The organism is Nocardioides mesophilus, from assembly GCF_014395785.1.
In the GTDB taxonomy this organism is placed as follows: Bacteria; Actinomycetota; Actinomycetes; order Propionibacteriales; family Nocardioidaceae; genus Nocardioides_B; species Nocardioides_B mesophilus.
In genome coordinates, this window is record NZ_CP060713.1 from 1,629,204 (window position 1) to 1,643,840 (window position 14,637).

Here is a 14,637-nt window from a genome sequence, read left to right on the forward strand (position 1 = left end):
GGTCCCGTGGTGTTCTGACGCTTCCCACGGGTTGCGGCCCATGGGAAGCGTCGAACATCCTGCATACCCTGGTGTTCGCGGGACAGGTGAGACGACGGCGGGGTGAGGGCGATGCGCGACCGGGAGCGCGACGAGGAGCGGCGGCTGCGGGAGGCCGCGGTGGCCCGGGCGATGGGTACGCCGCCCCCTGCCGCCCACGACGACGGGGACGACGCCGACCCCGACGACGACGCCCCCCGGCACCGGATCGAGCAGCAGACCCTGTGGGTGGACCGACAGGTGCGGGCCGCGATGGCCCGCGGCGAGTTCGACAACCTCCCGGGCGCCGGCAAGCCGCTGCAGCTGCCCGACCAGCACGACCCGGACTGGTGGGTGAAGCGGCTCATCGAGCGGGAGAAGATCACCGGCGTGCTGCCCCCGGCCCTCGGGCTGCGCAAGGAGGACGCGGAGCTGGACGCGACGCTGGACCGGCTGGCCACCGAGCAGGAGGTACGGCGCGCCGTCGAGGACTTCAACAGGCGCGTCGTGGAGGCCCGGCGGCAGCTGCTCGGCGGGCCGCCGGTCGTCACGCAGACCCGTGACCCGGAGGCCGAGGCGGTGGCGTGGCGCGAGCGCCGGGTGGAGCGTCGGCGCCGTGCCGCGGAGGTCGCCGCGGCGGCCGCCCGCTCCGACACCGGGGACGGAACCGGCCGGGACGAGCCCCGTCGCCGCTGGTGGCGCCGGCGCTGACCCGGCAGGCACCGGCGGCCCCGGCCGGACCGGACGCCCGCGCCGCATCCCCCGCACCCCGGGGCCTCAACTCTCCTGCATCGGGATCCGGACGCCGCGCTCCGCGGCCACCTCGGCGGCCCGCTCGTAGCCGGCGTCGACGTGCCGGATCACGCCCATGCCCGGATCGTTGCTGAGCACCCGCTCGATCTTCTGCGCGGCGAGGTCGGTGCCGTCGGCGACGGTCACCTGCCCGGCGTGGATCGACCGGCCCATGCCGACGCCGCCGCCGTGGTGGATCGAGACCCAGGTGGCGCCGGAGGCGGTGTTCACCAGCGCGTTCAGCAGCGGCCAGTCGGCGATCGCGTCGGAGCCGTCGAGCATCGACTCGGTCTCGCGGTACGGCGAGGCGACCGAGCCCGCGTCGAGGTGGTCGCGACCGATCGCGATCGGGCCCTTCAGCTCGCCGGAGGCCACCATCTCGTTGAACCTCAGGCCGGCCCGGTGCCGCTCGCCGTAGCCCAGCCAGCAGATCCGCGCCGGCAGGCCCTGGAAGTGCACCCGCTCACCGGCCATCGTGATCCACTTCCGCAGCCGCTGGTTCTCGGGGAACAGCTCGAGGATCGCCTTGTCGGTGGCGGCGATGTCGGCCGGGTCGCCGGAGAGCGCGGCCCACCGGAACGGGCCCTTGCCCTCGCAGAACAGCGGGCGGATGTAGGCCGGCACGAACCCGGGGAAGTCGAACGCCCGGGCGAAGCCGCCCTTGCGGGCCTCGTCGCGGATCGAGTTGCCGTAGTCGAAGACCTCGGCGCCGGCGTCCTGGAAGCCGACCATCGCCTCGACGTGGCGCGCCATCGACTCCCGGGCCCGCTCGGTCAGGCCGGCCGGGTCCTTCTCGCGCAGCTCCGCCCAGTCCTCGAAGGCCACCCCGGAAGGCAGGTAGTAGAGCGGGTCGTGGGCGGAGGTCTGGTCGGTGACGATGTCGATCGGCGCACCCCGCTCGAGCAGCGCCGGCACCAGGTCGGCGGCGTTGCCGAGCACCCCGATGGACAGCGGCCGCCGCGCGTCGCGGGCCTCGACGGCCAGCGCGAGCGCCTCGTCGAGGGAGCCGGCGCGGACGTCGAGGTAGGCGTGCTCGAGGCGGCGCCGGATCCGGGACTCGTCGCACTCGATGCAGATCGCCACGCCGTCGTTCATGGTGACCGCGAGCGGCTGCGCGCCCCCCATGCCGCCCAGGCCCGCGGTCAGCGTGATCGTCCCGGCCAGGGTGCCGGCGTACCTCTTGTCGGCGATCGCGGCGAAGGTCTCGAAGGTGCCCTGCAGGATCCCCTGGGTGCCGATGTAGATCCACGAGCCGGCGGTCATCTGGCCGTACATCGTCAGGCCGAGGTGCTCCAGGCGCCGGAACTCCTCCCAGTTCGCCCAGTCGCCGACCAGGTTGGAGTTGGCGATCAGCACCCGGGGCGCCCACTCGTGGGTGCGCATCACGCCGACCGGCTTGCCGGACTGGACGAGCAGCGTCTCGTCGTCGGCGAGGGTCCGCAGCGTGCGGACGATCGCGTCGAAGGCCTCCCAGGAGCGGGCGGCCTTGCCGGTGCCGCCGTAGACCACCAGGTGGTCGGGGTCCTCGGCGTTGTCGGGGTCGAGGTTGTTCATCAGCATCCGCAGCGGCGCCTCGGTCTGCCAGGAGCGGCAGCTCAGCTCGGGACCGCGCGGTGCCCGGACCACCCGGGGTGCAGACGTCATGACAGCTCTCCGATCGTTTCTTCGACGGCGCGCACCAGCGCCCCGGACGCGACGTCCTGGACGGCGTGCTCGATCTCCGGGGCCAGGTGCCGGTCGGGTCCGGGCCCTTCCACGTTGCGGCGCAGCAGGTCCCGGGCCGCCGCGGAGGCGGACGAGGGCTGCAGCGGCGCCCGCAGGTCCAGCGCGCGGGCCGCGGTGAGGTACTCGATCGCGATCACCCGGGTCAGCCCGTCCACGGAGCGGCGGAGCTTGCGGGCGGCCGACCAGCCCATCGACACGTGGTCCTCCTGCATCGCCGAGGACGGGATCGAGTCGACCGAGGCCGGGGCGGCGAGGCGCTTGAGCTCGGAGACGATCGCGGCCTGGGTGTACTGCGCGATCATCAGCCCGGAGTCGACGCCGGGGTCGCCGGCCAGGAACGGCGGCAGCCCGTGGCTGCGGGTCTTGTCCAGGAACCGGTCGGTGCGGCGCTCGCTGATCGAGGCCACGTCGGCGGCCACGATCGCCAGGAAGTCCAGCACGTAGGCGACCGGCGCCCCGTGGAAGTTGCCGTTCGACTCGACGCGGCCGTCGAGGACCACCGGGTTGTCGATGGCGCTGGCGAGCTCGCGGCCGGCGACCAGCGCGGCGTGGTCGACGGTGTCGCGGGCGCCGCCGTGCACCTGCGGGCTGCACCGCAGCGAGTAGGCGTCCTGGACCCGGGTGCAGTCCGGCCCGCGGTGGCTGGCGACGATGGCGGAGTCCGCCAGGATCCGGCGCAGGTTCCGCGCCGACGCGGCCTGGCCGGGGTGCGGCCGCAGCGCCTGCAGGTCCTCGGCGAAGACCCGGTCGGTGCCGAGCTGGCCCTCGACCGACATCGCCGCGGTGACGTCGGCCGCCTTGAGCAGCATCCGCAGGTCGGCGATCGCCAGCACCAGCATGCCGAGCATCCCGTCGGTGCCGTTGATCAGCGCGAGGCCCTCCTTGGCCTCCAGCTCGACCGGCGCGAGGCCGGCCTCGCTGAGCGCGACCGCCGCGGGCCGCCGTACGCCGTGGCGGTCCGTCACGTCGCCCTCGCCGATCAGCGCCAGCGCGCAGTGCGCGAGCGGGGCGAGGTCACCGGAGCAGCCGAGCGAGCCGTACTCGTGGACCACCGGGGTGATGCCGTGGCTGAGCATGCCGGCCAGGGTCTGCGCGGTTTGCAGGCGTACGCCGGTGTGGCCGGTCGCCAGCGTGGAGAGCCGGAGCAGCATCAGCGCGCGGACCACCTCCCGCTCCACCTCGGGGCCGCTGCCGGCGGCGTGCGAGCGCACCAGCGAGCGCTGCAGCTGGGCCCGCCGGTCGGTGGGGATGTGCCGGGTGGCCAGCGCGCCGAAGCCGGTGGAGATGCCGTACGCCGGCGTGGGCGCGGCGGCGAGCTCCTCGACCGTCGTCCGGGCCGCCTGGATCGCCGCGACCGCGTCCGCCCCGAGCTCGACCGTCGCGCCGCCCCGGGCGACCGCGACCACGTCGGTGAAGTCGAGGGGACCGACGCCGACCGTCACCGGGCTCGCGCTCCCCTGGCCCGGCCGGGCGTCGCCTGTCCCCCGCGTGGTTGAGCGTGTCGAGACCATGTCGCCATTCCACTCCATCGGGCGCCCCGCGACCACGACTCCGCGCGCGATCCTGTCTCGGATCCGAGACGTGACCTAGGCTCGGTTCATGCAGCTGCGATTCGCGACGGCCGGGGCGGCCGAGGGCTGGGCGGCGGTGCGCGTGGCGGCCAGCCCCTACCTGCTCGGCACCGAGGCGTCGGTCCTCCACGACATGGCGCACGACACCTCCACCCGGGCGCGCTACGTCGTCGTCGAGGAGGGCGAGGTGCTCGGGATCGGGCGCGTCCGCCGCCACCCGGACAGCGCACCCGGCGTGCTGGTGCAGGTCCACCCCGACCACCAGGGGCGCGGCGTCGGCCGGCTGCTCCTGGACCGGCTGCTCCCGGTGGTCGGCGACGAGGAGTGCACCGGTCTCGTGGACGGCGACCCGCGCTCGCTGGCCGTCGCGGCGCACTGGGGCTTCAGGCCCGAGCGCGAGCACCGGATCTCCTCGCTCGACCCGCGCACCGCAGCGCCTCCGGCAGCCACCCCGGCAGGGCTGCGGGTCGCCACCCTCGAGCAGGCCGGCGCCCGGGCGGTGTGGGCCTGCCTCGACGCCACCGCCGACGACGACCCCTCCGGCCTCACCCGGCGGGTCCCCTTCGAGGAGTTCCTCGCCGCGGACTGGCACGGCCCGCTGTGCCGCGCCGGCCTCGGCCACGCCGTGCTCTCCGGGACGACCGTCGTCGCCTACAGCCAGGTCGACGTCGCCGGCGACCGGGCCTGGAGCACGATGACCGGCTGCCTGCCCGACCACCGCGGCCACGGCCTGGCCACGCTCGTCAAGGCACACACGCTGCGCGCCCTGGCGTCGGCCGGCGTGACCCGCTGCTCGACCGGCAACGACCAGGAGAACCGGGCGATGCTCGCCGTCAACGACCGCCTGGGCTACCGGCCGACCGCCTCGACCTGGACCGTCCGGCGCCCCGCGCCCCCACCGCGCCATGAGCCAGGTCCCGGCCGCGACCCGGACCCTGCGGGTGCTGCGCTACCTCGCCGCCCAGCCGGAGCCGGTGCCGCTGGACCGGCTCGCCCGCGCGGTCGGCCTGCCCCGGTCGACGGCGTACCACCTCGTGGACGCGATGGTCGCCGAGGGCTTCGTCACCCACCTGGCCGACGAGCACCGCTACGGCCTCGGGGTGGCCGCCTTCGAGGTCGGCAGCGGCTACGCGCGGCAGGAGCCGCTGCAGCGGCTGGCCCGCCGCCCGCTGGCCGCCCTGGTCGACGCCACCGGCCACAGCGCGCACCTGGCGCTGCTGCACGGGCGCGACGTGCTCTACGTGCTCGAGGAGCGGGCACCCGGCCGGCCGCCGCTGGTCACCGACGTCGGGGTCCGGCTGCCGGCCCACCTCACCGCGAGCGGCCGGGCGATCCTGGCGGCGCTGCCGGCGAACCAGCTGCGGGCGCTCTACCCCGACAAGGATGCCTTCGTGCTGCGGCACGGCGTCGGGCCGGCCTCGCCGAGCGCGCTGCGGGCGCTGCTGGTCGAGACCCGGCAGCGCGGTCACGCCGCCGAGGACGGCGAGATCACGCCCGGGTTCGCCTCGGTCGCGGCCGCGGTGCTGGACCACAACGGCCATCCCACGGCCGGGGTGGCGGTCACCTATCCCTCGGGTCCCTCGGGTCCCTCGGCGCCCTCGGACCCCGCCCCCGACCCGGCCGAGGTCGAGCTGATCGCCGGGCACACCCGCCGGACCGCCCACCTGCTCACCACCCGTCTGGGCGGGGGCTCCCCGACCGGGTCCGCCCGTCCGACCCCCCGGAGGTGAGACCCGGAGGGTCAATCTCCCCGGAACGGTTGCCGGGGCGGCCGGCAGGGCACACGATGCACCCGGGTGGTCCGCCGCGGCGGCGTACCGCCGGAGGGAGCGAGCAGGTGGCCAAACGAGCCAAGACGCCCAAGCTGCCGACCGGGGCCGACGACACGGCTCCGGCGTCGCGACGAGCCCGACCGGAGAACTACACCAAGGCCGGCAAGCTGAAGGCCACCGTCTACGAGACCGAGGTGGCCCGGCTCCAGGAGCAGCTCGCGCTGCTGCAGTACTGGGTGCAGTCCCAGGGCCTGAAGGTGCTGGTCATCTTCGAGGGCCGCGGCTCCGCGGGCAAGGGCGGCGCGATCAAGACGCTGACCGAGCGCACCAGCCCCCGGATCGTGCGCGTCGCCGCGCTGCCCAAGCCCACCGAGCGGGAGCGGACCCAGTGGTACTTCCAGCGGTACGCCGAGCACCTGCCGGCAGCCGGGGAGATGGTCCTGTTCGACCGCAGCTGGTACAACCGCTCGAACGTCGAGTGGGTGATGGACTTCTGCACCGAGGCCGAGCACGAGGAGTTCCTGCGCAGCTGCCCCGAGTTCGAGCGCATGCTGGTCCGCTCGGGCATCGTGGTGGTGAAGTACTGGTTCTCGGTGAGCTTCGAGGAGCAGCGCCGCCGCTTCGAGGCCCGCAACGCCGTCCCGCTCAAGCGCTGGAAGCTCTCCGCGATGGACCTCGCCGAGCACGAGCTCTACGTGAAGTACTCGATGGCCAAGGACACCACCTTCGAGTTCACCGACATCAAGCAGGCACCGTGGTACGTCGTGCCCTCCGACGACAAGCGGGCCGCCCGGCTCAACTGCATGAGCCACCTGCTCTCGCTCTTCGACTACGAGGACGTCGCCCCCGACGTGGTGGAGCTGCCGCAGATGCGGGAGCTGCCCTACGTGCGGTCGCCGATGCACGAGCAGACCTTCGTGCCGCAGGTGTTCTAGGGCTCAAGTTACCGATTGGTAGGATTCTCCTCACACCGCCCGCCCGATGACGCGGCGCGACGTCGGCCCTAGGCTCCGACCGTTGCTTGCCGCTCGCCCCGTGCTGCTGAGGAGCATTGATGCAGATCTTCGCCATCGTGGTGTCCCTGGCGTTCACCGCCGTGGGACTCGCCCTGTTCATCAAGGCGATCCAGCAGATCCTCGCGGTCGTCAGGCTCGGCCAACCGGCCCCGCACCGCACCGACCGGCCCGGCGCCCGGACCGTCACGATGCTCAAGGAGACCCTGGGGCACACCCGGATGCTCCAGTGGACCAAGGTCGGGGCCGCGCACTGGTTCGTGTTCATCGGCTTCGGGCTGCTGTTCGCGACGCTGGTCAACGCCTACGGCCAGCTGTTCGACGAGCACTTCATCCTGCCGATCATCGGCCACTTCTTCCTGTTCGAGTGGGTCACCGAGTTCTTCGCCTGGGCGATGATCGTCGCGATCCTGCCGTTCATGGTCTACCGCGCCACGCGGCCCAAGGAGCGGGTGCGCGGCGAGAAGGGCCGGCTCTACGGCTCGACCATGTGGCAGGGCTACTTCGTCGAGTGGGTCATCCTCACCGTCGGCATCTGCATCCTGATGCTGCGCTTCTTCGAGTACGCCCTGCAGCACGTCAGCGGCGACGGGCAGCAGGCCACCGCGTTCCACTTCCCGCTCACCTTCTGGGCCGGGGAGCTCTTCACCGGTCTCACGGCGTCCACCCTGGCCAACCTGATCTGGCTGGTGGCGATGCTCAAGATCGTCATCTCCATGACCTGGATGATCGTCCTCGGGCTGAACCCGAACATGGGCGTGGCCTGGCACCGGTTCGCGGCGTTCTTCAACATCTGGTTCAAGCGCAAGGCCGACGGCGGCACCGCCCTCGGCGGGCTGGCGCCGATGATGGTGGACGGCAAGCCGATCGACTTCGAGAACATCGAGGACCTCGACGAGGACGCCCCGATGGGCGTCGGCAAGATCGAGGACTTCGCCTGGAAGGGCATCCTCGACTTCACCACCTGCACCGAGTGCGGCCGCTGCCAGTCGCAGTGCCCGGCCTGGAACACCGAGAAGCCGCTCTCCCCCAAGCTGCTGATCACCAACCTGCGCGACCACGCCTACGCCAAGGCGCCGTACCTGCTGGCCGACGAGGCGGACCGCGAGAACCTCCCCGACAGCGTCAAGGCCGAGGCGCAGCGAGAGCTGGTCGGCGCGACCGAGGGCTACGCCTGGCAGCCCAGCGGCGGCGCCGTCATCGACCCCGAGGTGCTGTGGGACTGCACCAACTGCGGCGCCTGCGTCCAGCAGTGCCCGGTCGACATCGAGCACGTCGACCACATCATCGACATGCGCCGCTACCAGGTGCTCATCGAGTCGAACTTCCCCTCCGAGCTCAACGGCCTCTTCAAGGGCCTGGAGAACAAGGGCAACCCGTGGAACATGTCGCCGAACGCGCGCATGGACTGGGCCAAGGACCTCGACTTCGAGGTCAAGCAGGTCGGGGTCGAGGTCGAGGACCTCGACGAGGTCGACTGGCTCTTCTGGGTCGGCTGCGCCGGCGCCTACGAGGACCGGGCAAAGAAGACCACCCGCGCGGTGGCCGAGCTGCTGGACATGGCGGGCGTCGACTTCGCGGTCCTCGGTGACGGGGAGACCTGCACGGGCGACCCGGCCCGCCGGGCCGGCAACGAGTTCGTCTTCCAGCAGCTGGCCATGCAGAACGCCGAGGTGTTCAAGGAGACGAAGGTCAAGAAGGTCGTCTCCACCTGCGCGCACTGCTTCAACACGCTGAAGAACGAGTACTCCCAGTTCGGCGTCGAGCTCGAGGTCGTGCACCACACCCAGCTGCTGAACCGGCTGGTCCGCGAGGGCCGGCTCACGCCGGTGCCGGAGTCCTCCGGTCCGAAGAAGACGCTGACCTACCACGACCCGTGCTTCCTCGGCCGGCACAACCAGGTCTACTCGCCGCCGCGCGAGCTGCTCCAGGTGATCCCGAACGCCGAGCTCAAGGAGATGCCGCGCAACAGCGAGCGCTCCTTCTGCTGCGGCGCCGGCGGCGCCCGGATGTGGATGGAGGAGAAGGTCGGCGAGCGGATCAACCTCAACCGCACCACCGAGGCCGTGGAGACCGGCGCCGACCAGATCGCGGTCGGCTGCCCGTTCTGCCGGGTGATGCTCTCCGACGGGCTGACCGCCAAGCAGGCCGACGGCTCGGCGCGCGAGGAGGTCGAGGTGCTCGACGTGGCGCAGCTGCTGCTCGCCTCGGTCAAGCGCGAGCCGGTGCAGGCCGAGCCGGAGCCCGGCGACGTCACGCAGACCCCGGAGACGGTCAGCGACACCGCCCAGGTGGGCGCAGCCGCCCAAGCGCACGAGGACGTGGCGCCCGTGGCCGAGCCGGAGCCGGCCGCGGACCCTGAGCCCGTGGCGGAACCCGAGCCGGTCGCGGACCCCGAGCCCGTCGTCGAGCCAGAGCCGGCCGCGGACCCCGAGCCCGTGGCCGAGCCCACCACCGAGCGGAAGCGGGAGCCGGAGGACGACCGGCTCTTCTGAGCGGCCGCCGATGACCGCGACCGACGCCGTGACCGGGCAGCGCCGCCCGGGCCCCCGCCCGCGGCGGCTGCTGCGCCGCCTGCTGGTCTGGCTGACGGTGCTCGCCGTGCTGGCGGTCGCGGTGTTCCTCGGCGGCGGCGGGTGGTACTTCGCCGGGCAGATCAACGCTGACGCCCTGCAGGTGCGCCACGTCGACGGTGAGTTCGAGCTGCGCGTCGTGTCCGCCGGCTCCGGGCAGGTGGTGCTGTCCAGCCGCGACCGGGAGGCGCTGGACCTGCTGACCGCCGGGTCGACGTACGGGCTGCTCTGGCAGGACGGCTACGGCCAGCTCACCGGCCCGGCCCAGCGGCGCCCGGGCGGCGCCGTGGTCCGCGACCTCACGGTCCTGGACGGCGACCGGCCCGCCGCCGGCAGCGCGGCACGGCTGGACCGCGACGCCTTCCCCGACGACCCGCGCCTCGCGCTCGGCGCCGACACTCCCGACGAGTCCGACACACCGCAGGTGCGGGAGGTGCGGATCCCCTCCGTTGGCGGCACCTTCCCGGCCTGGCTGGCCGAGCAGAGGGACGCGGCCGACGGGGCCGGTCGGACCTGGGCGGTGCTCGTGCACGGCAAGGGCGGCACCCGCGCGGAGATGTACCGGATGATGCGCACCACCGTCGCCGCCGGGCTGCCGTCCCTGGACGTGACCTACCGCAACGACCAGGGGCTGCGACGCGACGGCACCGGGCGCTACCGGTTCGGCCGCACGGAGTGGCGCGAGCTGGCGGCGGCGGTTCACTACGCCACCTCGCACGGCGCCACCGACGTGGTCCTGGTCGGCGCCAGCATGGGCGGCGCGATCGTGGCGTCGTACCTCGAGCGGACCCCCGACGCACCGGTCGTCGGAGCTGTCCTCGACGCCCCGATGCTCGACTTCGGGGCCACGGTCGACTACGGCGCCGCCCGTACGCCGCTGCCGGTGCTCGGCAACGTCCCGGGTCCGCTGACGTGGACGGCGAAGCGCACCGCGACGCTGCGCTACGGCGTCGACTGGAAGGCGGTGGACTACCTCGACGACAGCTCCTGGCTGACCGTGCCGGCCCTGGTCTGGCACGGCACCGACGACGGCACGGTGCCGCTGTCGACCAGCCGGCGGCTGGCCGAGGCGCACCCGGACCTCGTCGCCCTGGAGATCGTCGACGGCGCCACCCACGTCGGCTCCTGGAACACCGACCCCGGGCGCTACGCCGACACGCTCGACGACTTCCTCCACCGGGTCTCCACCCCGCCCTCCTGATTCGGGAGAGATGGCCCGCGCAGTCCCCTACGCGGCTTCTGGTCCACGCGACATTGCCACTGAAACGCTTCCAGGTAAGGCGGTCGGGCCCCCTCAGGCTGGCGCGATGACGCTATGGGTCGCTCCCGGCTGCCGGGTTCATGCTGGCATCAGCCAATCATCCGGGGGTCCTTCCGCCCACCAGGGCGCCCCCCTTGTCTCGGAAGGGATGTCCCATGGTGCGACGCCCGTCCCGAGGCCGGAACGCCGGCCTCCTCGCCCTCCTCACGGCATGCCTTCTGGTGGTGGCGGCGTGCTCAGGTGGCAGCTCCAACAACAGCTCCAGCACCAACAGCTCGCCACCGAGCCCCACCGGCACGCCGATCGCGGGCGGGTCGGTGAGCGTGGCTCTGCCGGCGGCGGTGACGCCGAACTGGATCTTCCCGATGGCCAGCCTGGAGTTCTTCAGCGTCTACAACATCTCGTGGCTGCAGCAGCCGATGTACCGGCCGCTGTACTGGTTCGGCGGGCACAACGACCAGCCCACCCTCGACGCAGGCCTGTCGGTCGCCGAGAAGCCCTCGTTCTCCTCCGACGGCACCTCGGTGACGATGAAGATCAAGCCGTGGAAGTGGTCCAACGGCGAGGCCGTCAACGCCGACAACGTCATCTTCTGGATGAACATGATCAAGGCGGAGAAGGCCAACTGGGCGGCCTACGTGCCGGGTGAGTTCCCCGACAACGTCACCAAGGTGAGCAAGATCGACGATCAGACGGTCAAGTTCGACCTCGACTCGAAGTACTCCAGCAACTGGTTCACCTACAACGAGCTGTCGCAGGTGACGCCGATGCCGATGGCCTGGGACGTGACCAGCACCTCGGCCAAGGCCGGGAGCGGTGGCTGCACCACCGACATGGCGAAGTGCAAGGCGGTCTACGACTTCCTGGTCTCCCAGTCCAAGGACCAGCAGAGCTACGCCAGCAGCAAGATCTGGAGCGTCGTGAACGGTCCGTGGAAGCTCGGCAGCTACAGCTCGTCCGGCAACTTCACGTTCGTGCCGAACAAGGACTACTCCGGTTCCCCGAAGCCGAAGCTCGACGAGGTCAAGTTCCTTCCCTTCACCAGCGACTCCGCGGAGTACAACGTGCTGAAGTCCGGGAGCACCATCGACATCGGCACCGTCCCACCGCAGGACCTGCCGCAGAAGCCGGCGGACTCCGACGTCCCGGGCACCAACCCGCTCGGCGCGAACTACTACCTCGCTCCCGAGTTCACCTGGTCGGTGAACTACTTCCCGATCAACTTCAACAACCCGACTCTCGGTCCGGCGTTCAAGCAGCTCTACGTGCGGCAGGCCCTGCAGATGACGCTGAACCAGCCGGTGGGGATCGACAAGGCACTGTTGGGCTACGGCTATGAGAACTACTCGCCTGTGCCGGTCAAGCCCGACAACCAGTGGCTGAGCCCCGAGGCGCAGGCAGGAAACCCCTACCCCTTCGACGCGAACAAGGCGAAGAGCCTGCTCACCAGCCACGGCTGGACCGACCAGGGCGGCGTGATGACCTGCACCAAGCCTGGCACGGCAGCCGACCAGTGCGGCGCGGGTGTCAAGTCCGGGACCAAGCTGTCGGTCAAGTACGACTACGCCTCCGGGTCGCAGCCGTTCAACCAGCAGATGCAGCAGTACAAGTCCGACGCCGCCAAGGCCGGCATCGAGCTGAACATGAAGCAGATGCCGTTCAACTCAGTGCTCGGCGAGTCCGTGACGTGCAAGCCCACCGAGCCGGCCTGCGCCTGGCAGGTGACCAACTGGGGTGGTGGCTGGATCTACGCCCCCGACTTCCTGCCGACCGGTGAGTCGCTGTTCGCGACCGGAGCCGGCTCGAACTCGGGCAGCTACAGCGACCCGAAGATGGACCAGCTGATCACCGCCTCGCAGAAGCTCAACGGCACCGGACCGCTCTACGACTACGAGAACTACACGATGGAGCAGCTGCCGGTGATCTTCCAGTCCAACAGCTACAACATCAAGGCGGTCTCGACGACGGTCGGCGGGGTGATCTTCAACCCGCTCCTGACGCTGACCCCCGAGTACTGGTACCGCACGCAGTGACCGCGTTCCTGCTGCGGCGGACGGTCCAGGCGGTCATCGTGATGCTGCTGGTGTCGCTGATCGTGTTCGTCCTGCTGCAGATGCTCCCCGGCGGCGCGGCCCGAGCCATCCTCGGGCCGCGCGCCACCCCGGCCCAGCTCGAGCACTTCAACCAGCAGAACGGGTTGGACAAGCCGGTCTTCCAGCAGTACCTGATCTGGCTCAACCATCTGATCCACGGGGACCTCGGCTACAGCTACAAGCTCAACCAGAGCGTGTCGTCGCTGATCGCGGCGAAGCTGCCGAAGACGATCGTGCTCAACCTGCTCGCGCTGGTGTTCTCGGTGGCGCTGGCCGTGCCGATCGGGCTGACCCAGGCCGTCCGCCGCAACAGCCTGTTCGACTACTCGGCCACCTTCCTGGGGTTCGTCTTCTACTCCACGCCGATCTTCTTCCTCAGCCTGCTGATGGTGCTGTGGTTCTCGCTCAACCTGGGCTGGTTCCCGGCGCAGGCGCCACAGGCGGAGACGGTGGCCGGGATCCTCGCCGATCCCAAGGCCCTGGTCCTCCCGGTCGCCTCGCTCGTGCTGCTCCAGGTCTCGCTGTTCACCCGCTACATGCGCTCCGCCGTCCTGGACAACCTGGTCCAGGACTACGTCCGGACCGCCTACTCCAAGGGAGCCGGCCAGCGCCGGGTGATCTACCGGCACGTGCTGCGCAATTCGCTGATCCCGATGGTGACGATCCTGGGCCTGTCGCTGCCGATCCTGCTGGCCGGGTCGCTGGTCACCGAGCAGGTGTTCAACTACCCGGGCATGGGGCTGCTCTTCTACCAGCAGGCCCTCATCAACGACTACCCGACGCTGCTCGGCATCACGCTGATCACCGGGATCGCCACGGTGCTGGGCAACCTGCTGGCCGACATCGGCTACGCGGTGCTGGACCCCCGAGTGAGGTACTCATGACCGCCGCGCCCACCCCGGGCTCCGAGCCCGTCGTCACCGCCGCACCGCCGGGCGGGACCCCGGTCGGCGGCGAGGTCCACGGCGAGCAGCGGAGCGCCCTGCGCCGCGCCGCGGAGGTGTTCTCCGAGAACCGGCTGGCCCTGGTCGGTCTCGGCATCGTGGTGGCGTTCCTGCTGTTCTGCTACCTGGGCCCGCTGGTCTACCACACCGACCAGACCACCTCGAACCTGGCGATCTCCAACGAGCCGCCGAGCAGCGAGCACCTGCTCGGCACCGATCCCAACGGCTACGACCAGCTCGGTCGGCTGATGTACGGCGGCCAGGCGTCCCTCGAGGTCGGCATCGCAGCGGCCCTGCTCGCGACCATCGTGGGAACCGCCTTCGGGGCGATCTCCGGCTACGTCGGCGGCGTCGTCGACGCGACGATGATGCGCCTGGTGGACGGGATGCTCGCGATCCCGGCGCTGTTCATCCTGCTGGTGCTCTCGACGATCTTCACCCCCGACAAGACCGCCATGATCCTGCTGATCGCGGCCTTCTCATGGCTGCCGGCCGCCCGGCTGATCCGCGGGGAGGCACTGTCGCTGCGCGTGCGCGAGTACGTCCAGGCGGTGCGGATGATGGGCGGCAGCAACCGTCGGGCGATCCTGCGGCACATCGCCCCCAACGCGATCGGCACGGTGGTGGTGTTCGCGACCTTCACCGTTGCCGACGCGATCCTGATCCTGTCGTTCCTGGGCTACCTCGGCCTCGGCATCCAGCCCCCGCAGACTGACTGGGGCGGGATGCTCTCGCAGGCGATCAACTACATCAACAGCGGTTACTGGTGGCTGCTCTACCCGCCGGGCATCGCCATCGTGATGGTGGCCATCGCGTTCAACTTCATGGGCGACGCGCTGCGCGACGCCCTCGAGGTCCGGCTGCAGAGCAGGTGA

At 71.3% G+C, this 14,637-nt stretch carries 10 protein-coding genes and 1 pseudogene; 9 read left to right on the top strand and 2 right to left on the bottom strand.

Going from position 1 to position 14,637, the window contains the following annotated elements; all coding sequences use genetic code 11:
• Positions 1-111 precede the first annotated feature (111 nt).
• Complete coding sequence (locus H9L09_RS07730) at positions 112-729, top strand: DnaJ family domain-containing protein (RefSeq protein WP_246456348.1); 618 nt, start codon at positions 112-114, stop codon at positions 727-729.
• Between the two features lie 66 nt (positions 730-795).
• On the opposite strand, the gene hutU is transcribed toward H9L09_RS07730, so the two are convergent.
• Positions 796-2,454, bottom strand: coding sequence for a urocanate hydratase (hutU, locus tag H9L09_RS07735; RefSeq protein ID WP_187580065.1), 1,659 nt, complete (start codon positions 2,452-2,454; stop codon positions 796-798).
• The gene (gene hutH / locus H9L09_RS07740) at positions 2,451-3,977 is read right to left on the bottom strand and encodes a histidine ammonia-lyase (RefSeq protein WP_425491717.1); all 1,527 of its coding nucleotides are present in this window, start codon (positions 3,975-3,977) and stop codon (positions 2,451-2,453) included. Before hutH ends, hutU begins: the two co-directional genes overlap by 4 nt.
• Before the next feature lie 262 nt (positions 3,978-4,239).
• Here hutH and H9L09_RS22770 point away from each other — a divergent pair.
• The 8 genes and pseudogenes from H9L09_RS22770 to H9L09_RS07780 form a co-directional block, all read left to right on the top strand.
• Positions 4,240-4,431 (top strand): annotated as a pseudogene (locus H9L09_RS22770) (GNAT family N-acetyltransferase); the annotation flags it as partial.
• A 580-nt stretch (positions 4,432-5,011) separates the two neighbouring features.
• A complete protein-coding gene (locus tag H9L09_RS07750; RefSeq protein ID WP_187580067.1) occupies positions 5,012-5,836 on the top strand; it encodes an IclR family transcriptional regulator in 825 nt (274 codons plus the stop codon).
• A 107-nt stretch (positions 5,837-5,943) separates the two neighbouring features.
• Positions 5,944-6,813 (top strand): polyphosphate kinase 2, encoded by an 870-nt coding sequence (gene ppk2, locus H9L09_RS07755; protein ID WP_246456349.1) that lies wholly within the window; start codon positions 5,944-5,946, stop codon positions 6,811-6,813.
• Positions 6,814-6,932: 119 nt separating this feature from the next.
• A complete protein-coding gene (locus tag H9L09_RS07760; RefSeq protein WP_187580068.1) occupies positions 6,933-9,386 on the top strand; it encodes a heterodisulfide reductase-related iron-sulfur binding cluster in 2,454 nt (817 codons plus the stop codon).
• Positions 9,387-9,396: 10 nt separating this feature from the next.
• Complete coding sequence (locus tag H9L09_RS07765; RefSeq protein ID WP_187580069.1) at positions 9,397-10,665, top strand: alpha/beta hydrolase family protein; 1,269 nt, start codon at positions 9,397-9,399, stop codon at positions 10,663-10,665.
• A 377-nt stretch (positions 10,666-11,042) separates the two neighbouring features.
• Positions 11,043-12,758 carry an ABC transporter substrate-binding protein gene (locus H9L09_RS07770; RefSeq protein ID WP_187580070.1) on the top strand — a complete coding sequence of 572 codons (1,716 nt, stop codon included), beginning with the start codon at positions 11,043-11,045 and terminating at the stop codon, positions 12,756-12,758.
• Positions 12,755-13,702, top strand: coding sequence for an ABC transporter permease (locus H9L09_RS07775; protein WP_223164251.1), 948 nt, complete (start codon positions 12,755-12,757; stop codon positions 13,700-13,702). The genes H9L09_RS07770 and H9L09_RS07775 overlap by 4 nt, the downstream gene beginning before the upstream one ends.
• Positions 13,699-14,637, top strand: coding sequence for an ABC transporter permease (locus tag H9L09_RS07780; protein WP_187580071.1), 939 nt, complete (start codon positions 13,699-13,701; stop codon positions 14,635-14,637). Before H9L09_RS07775 ends, H9L09_RS07780 begins: the two co-directional genes overlap by 4 nt.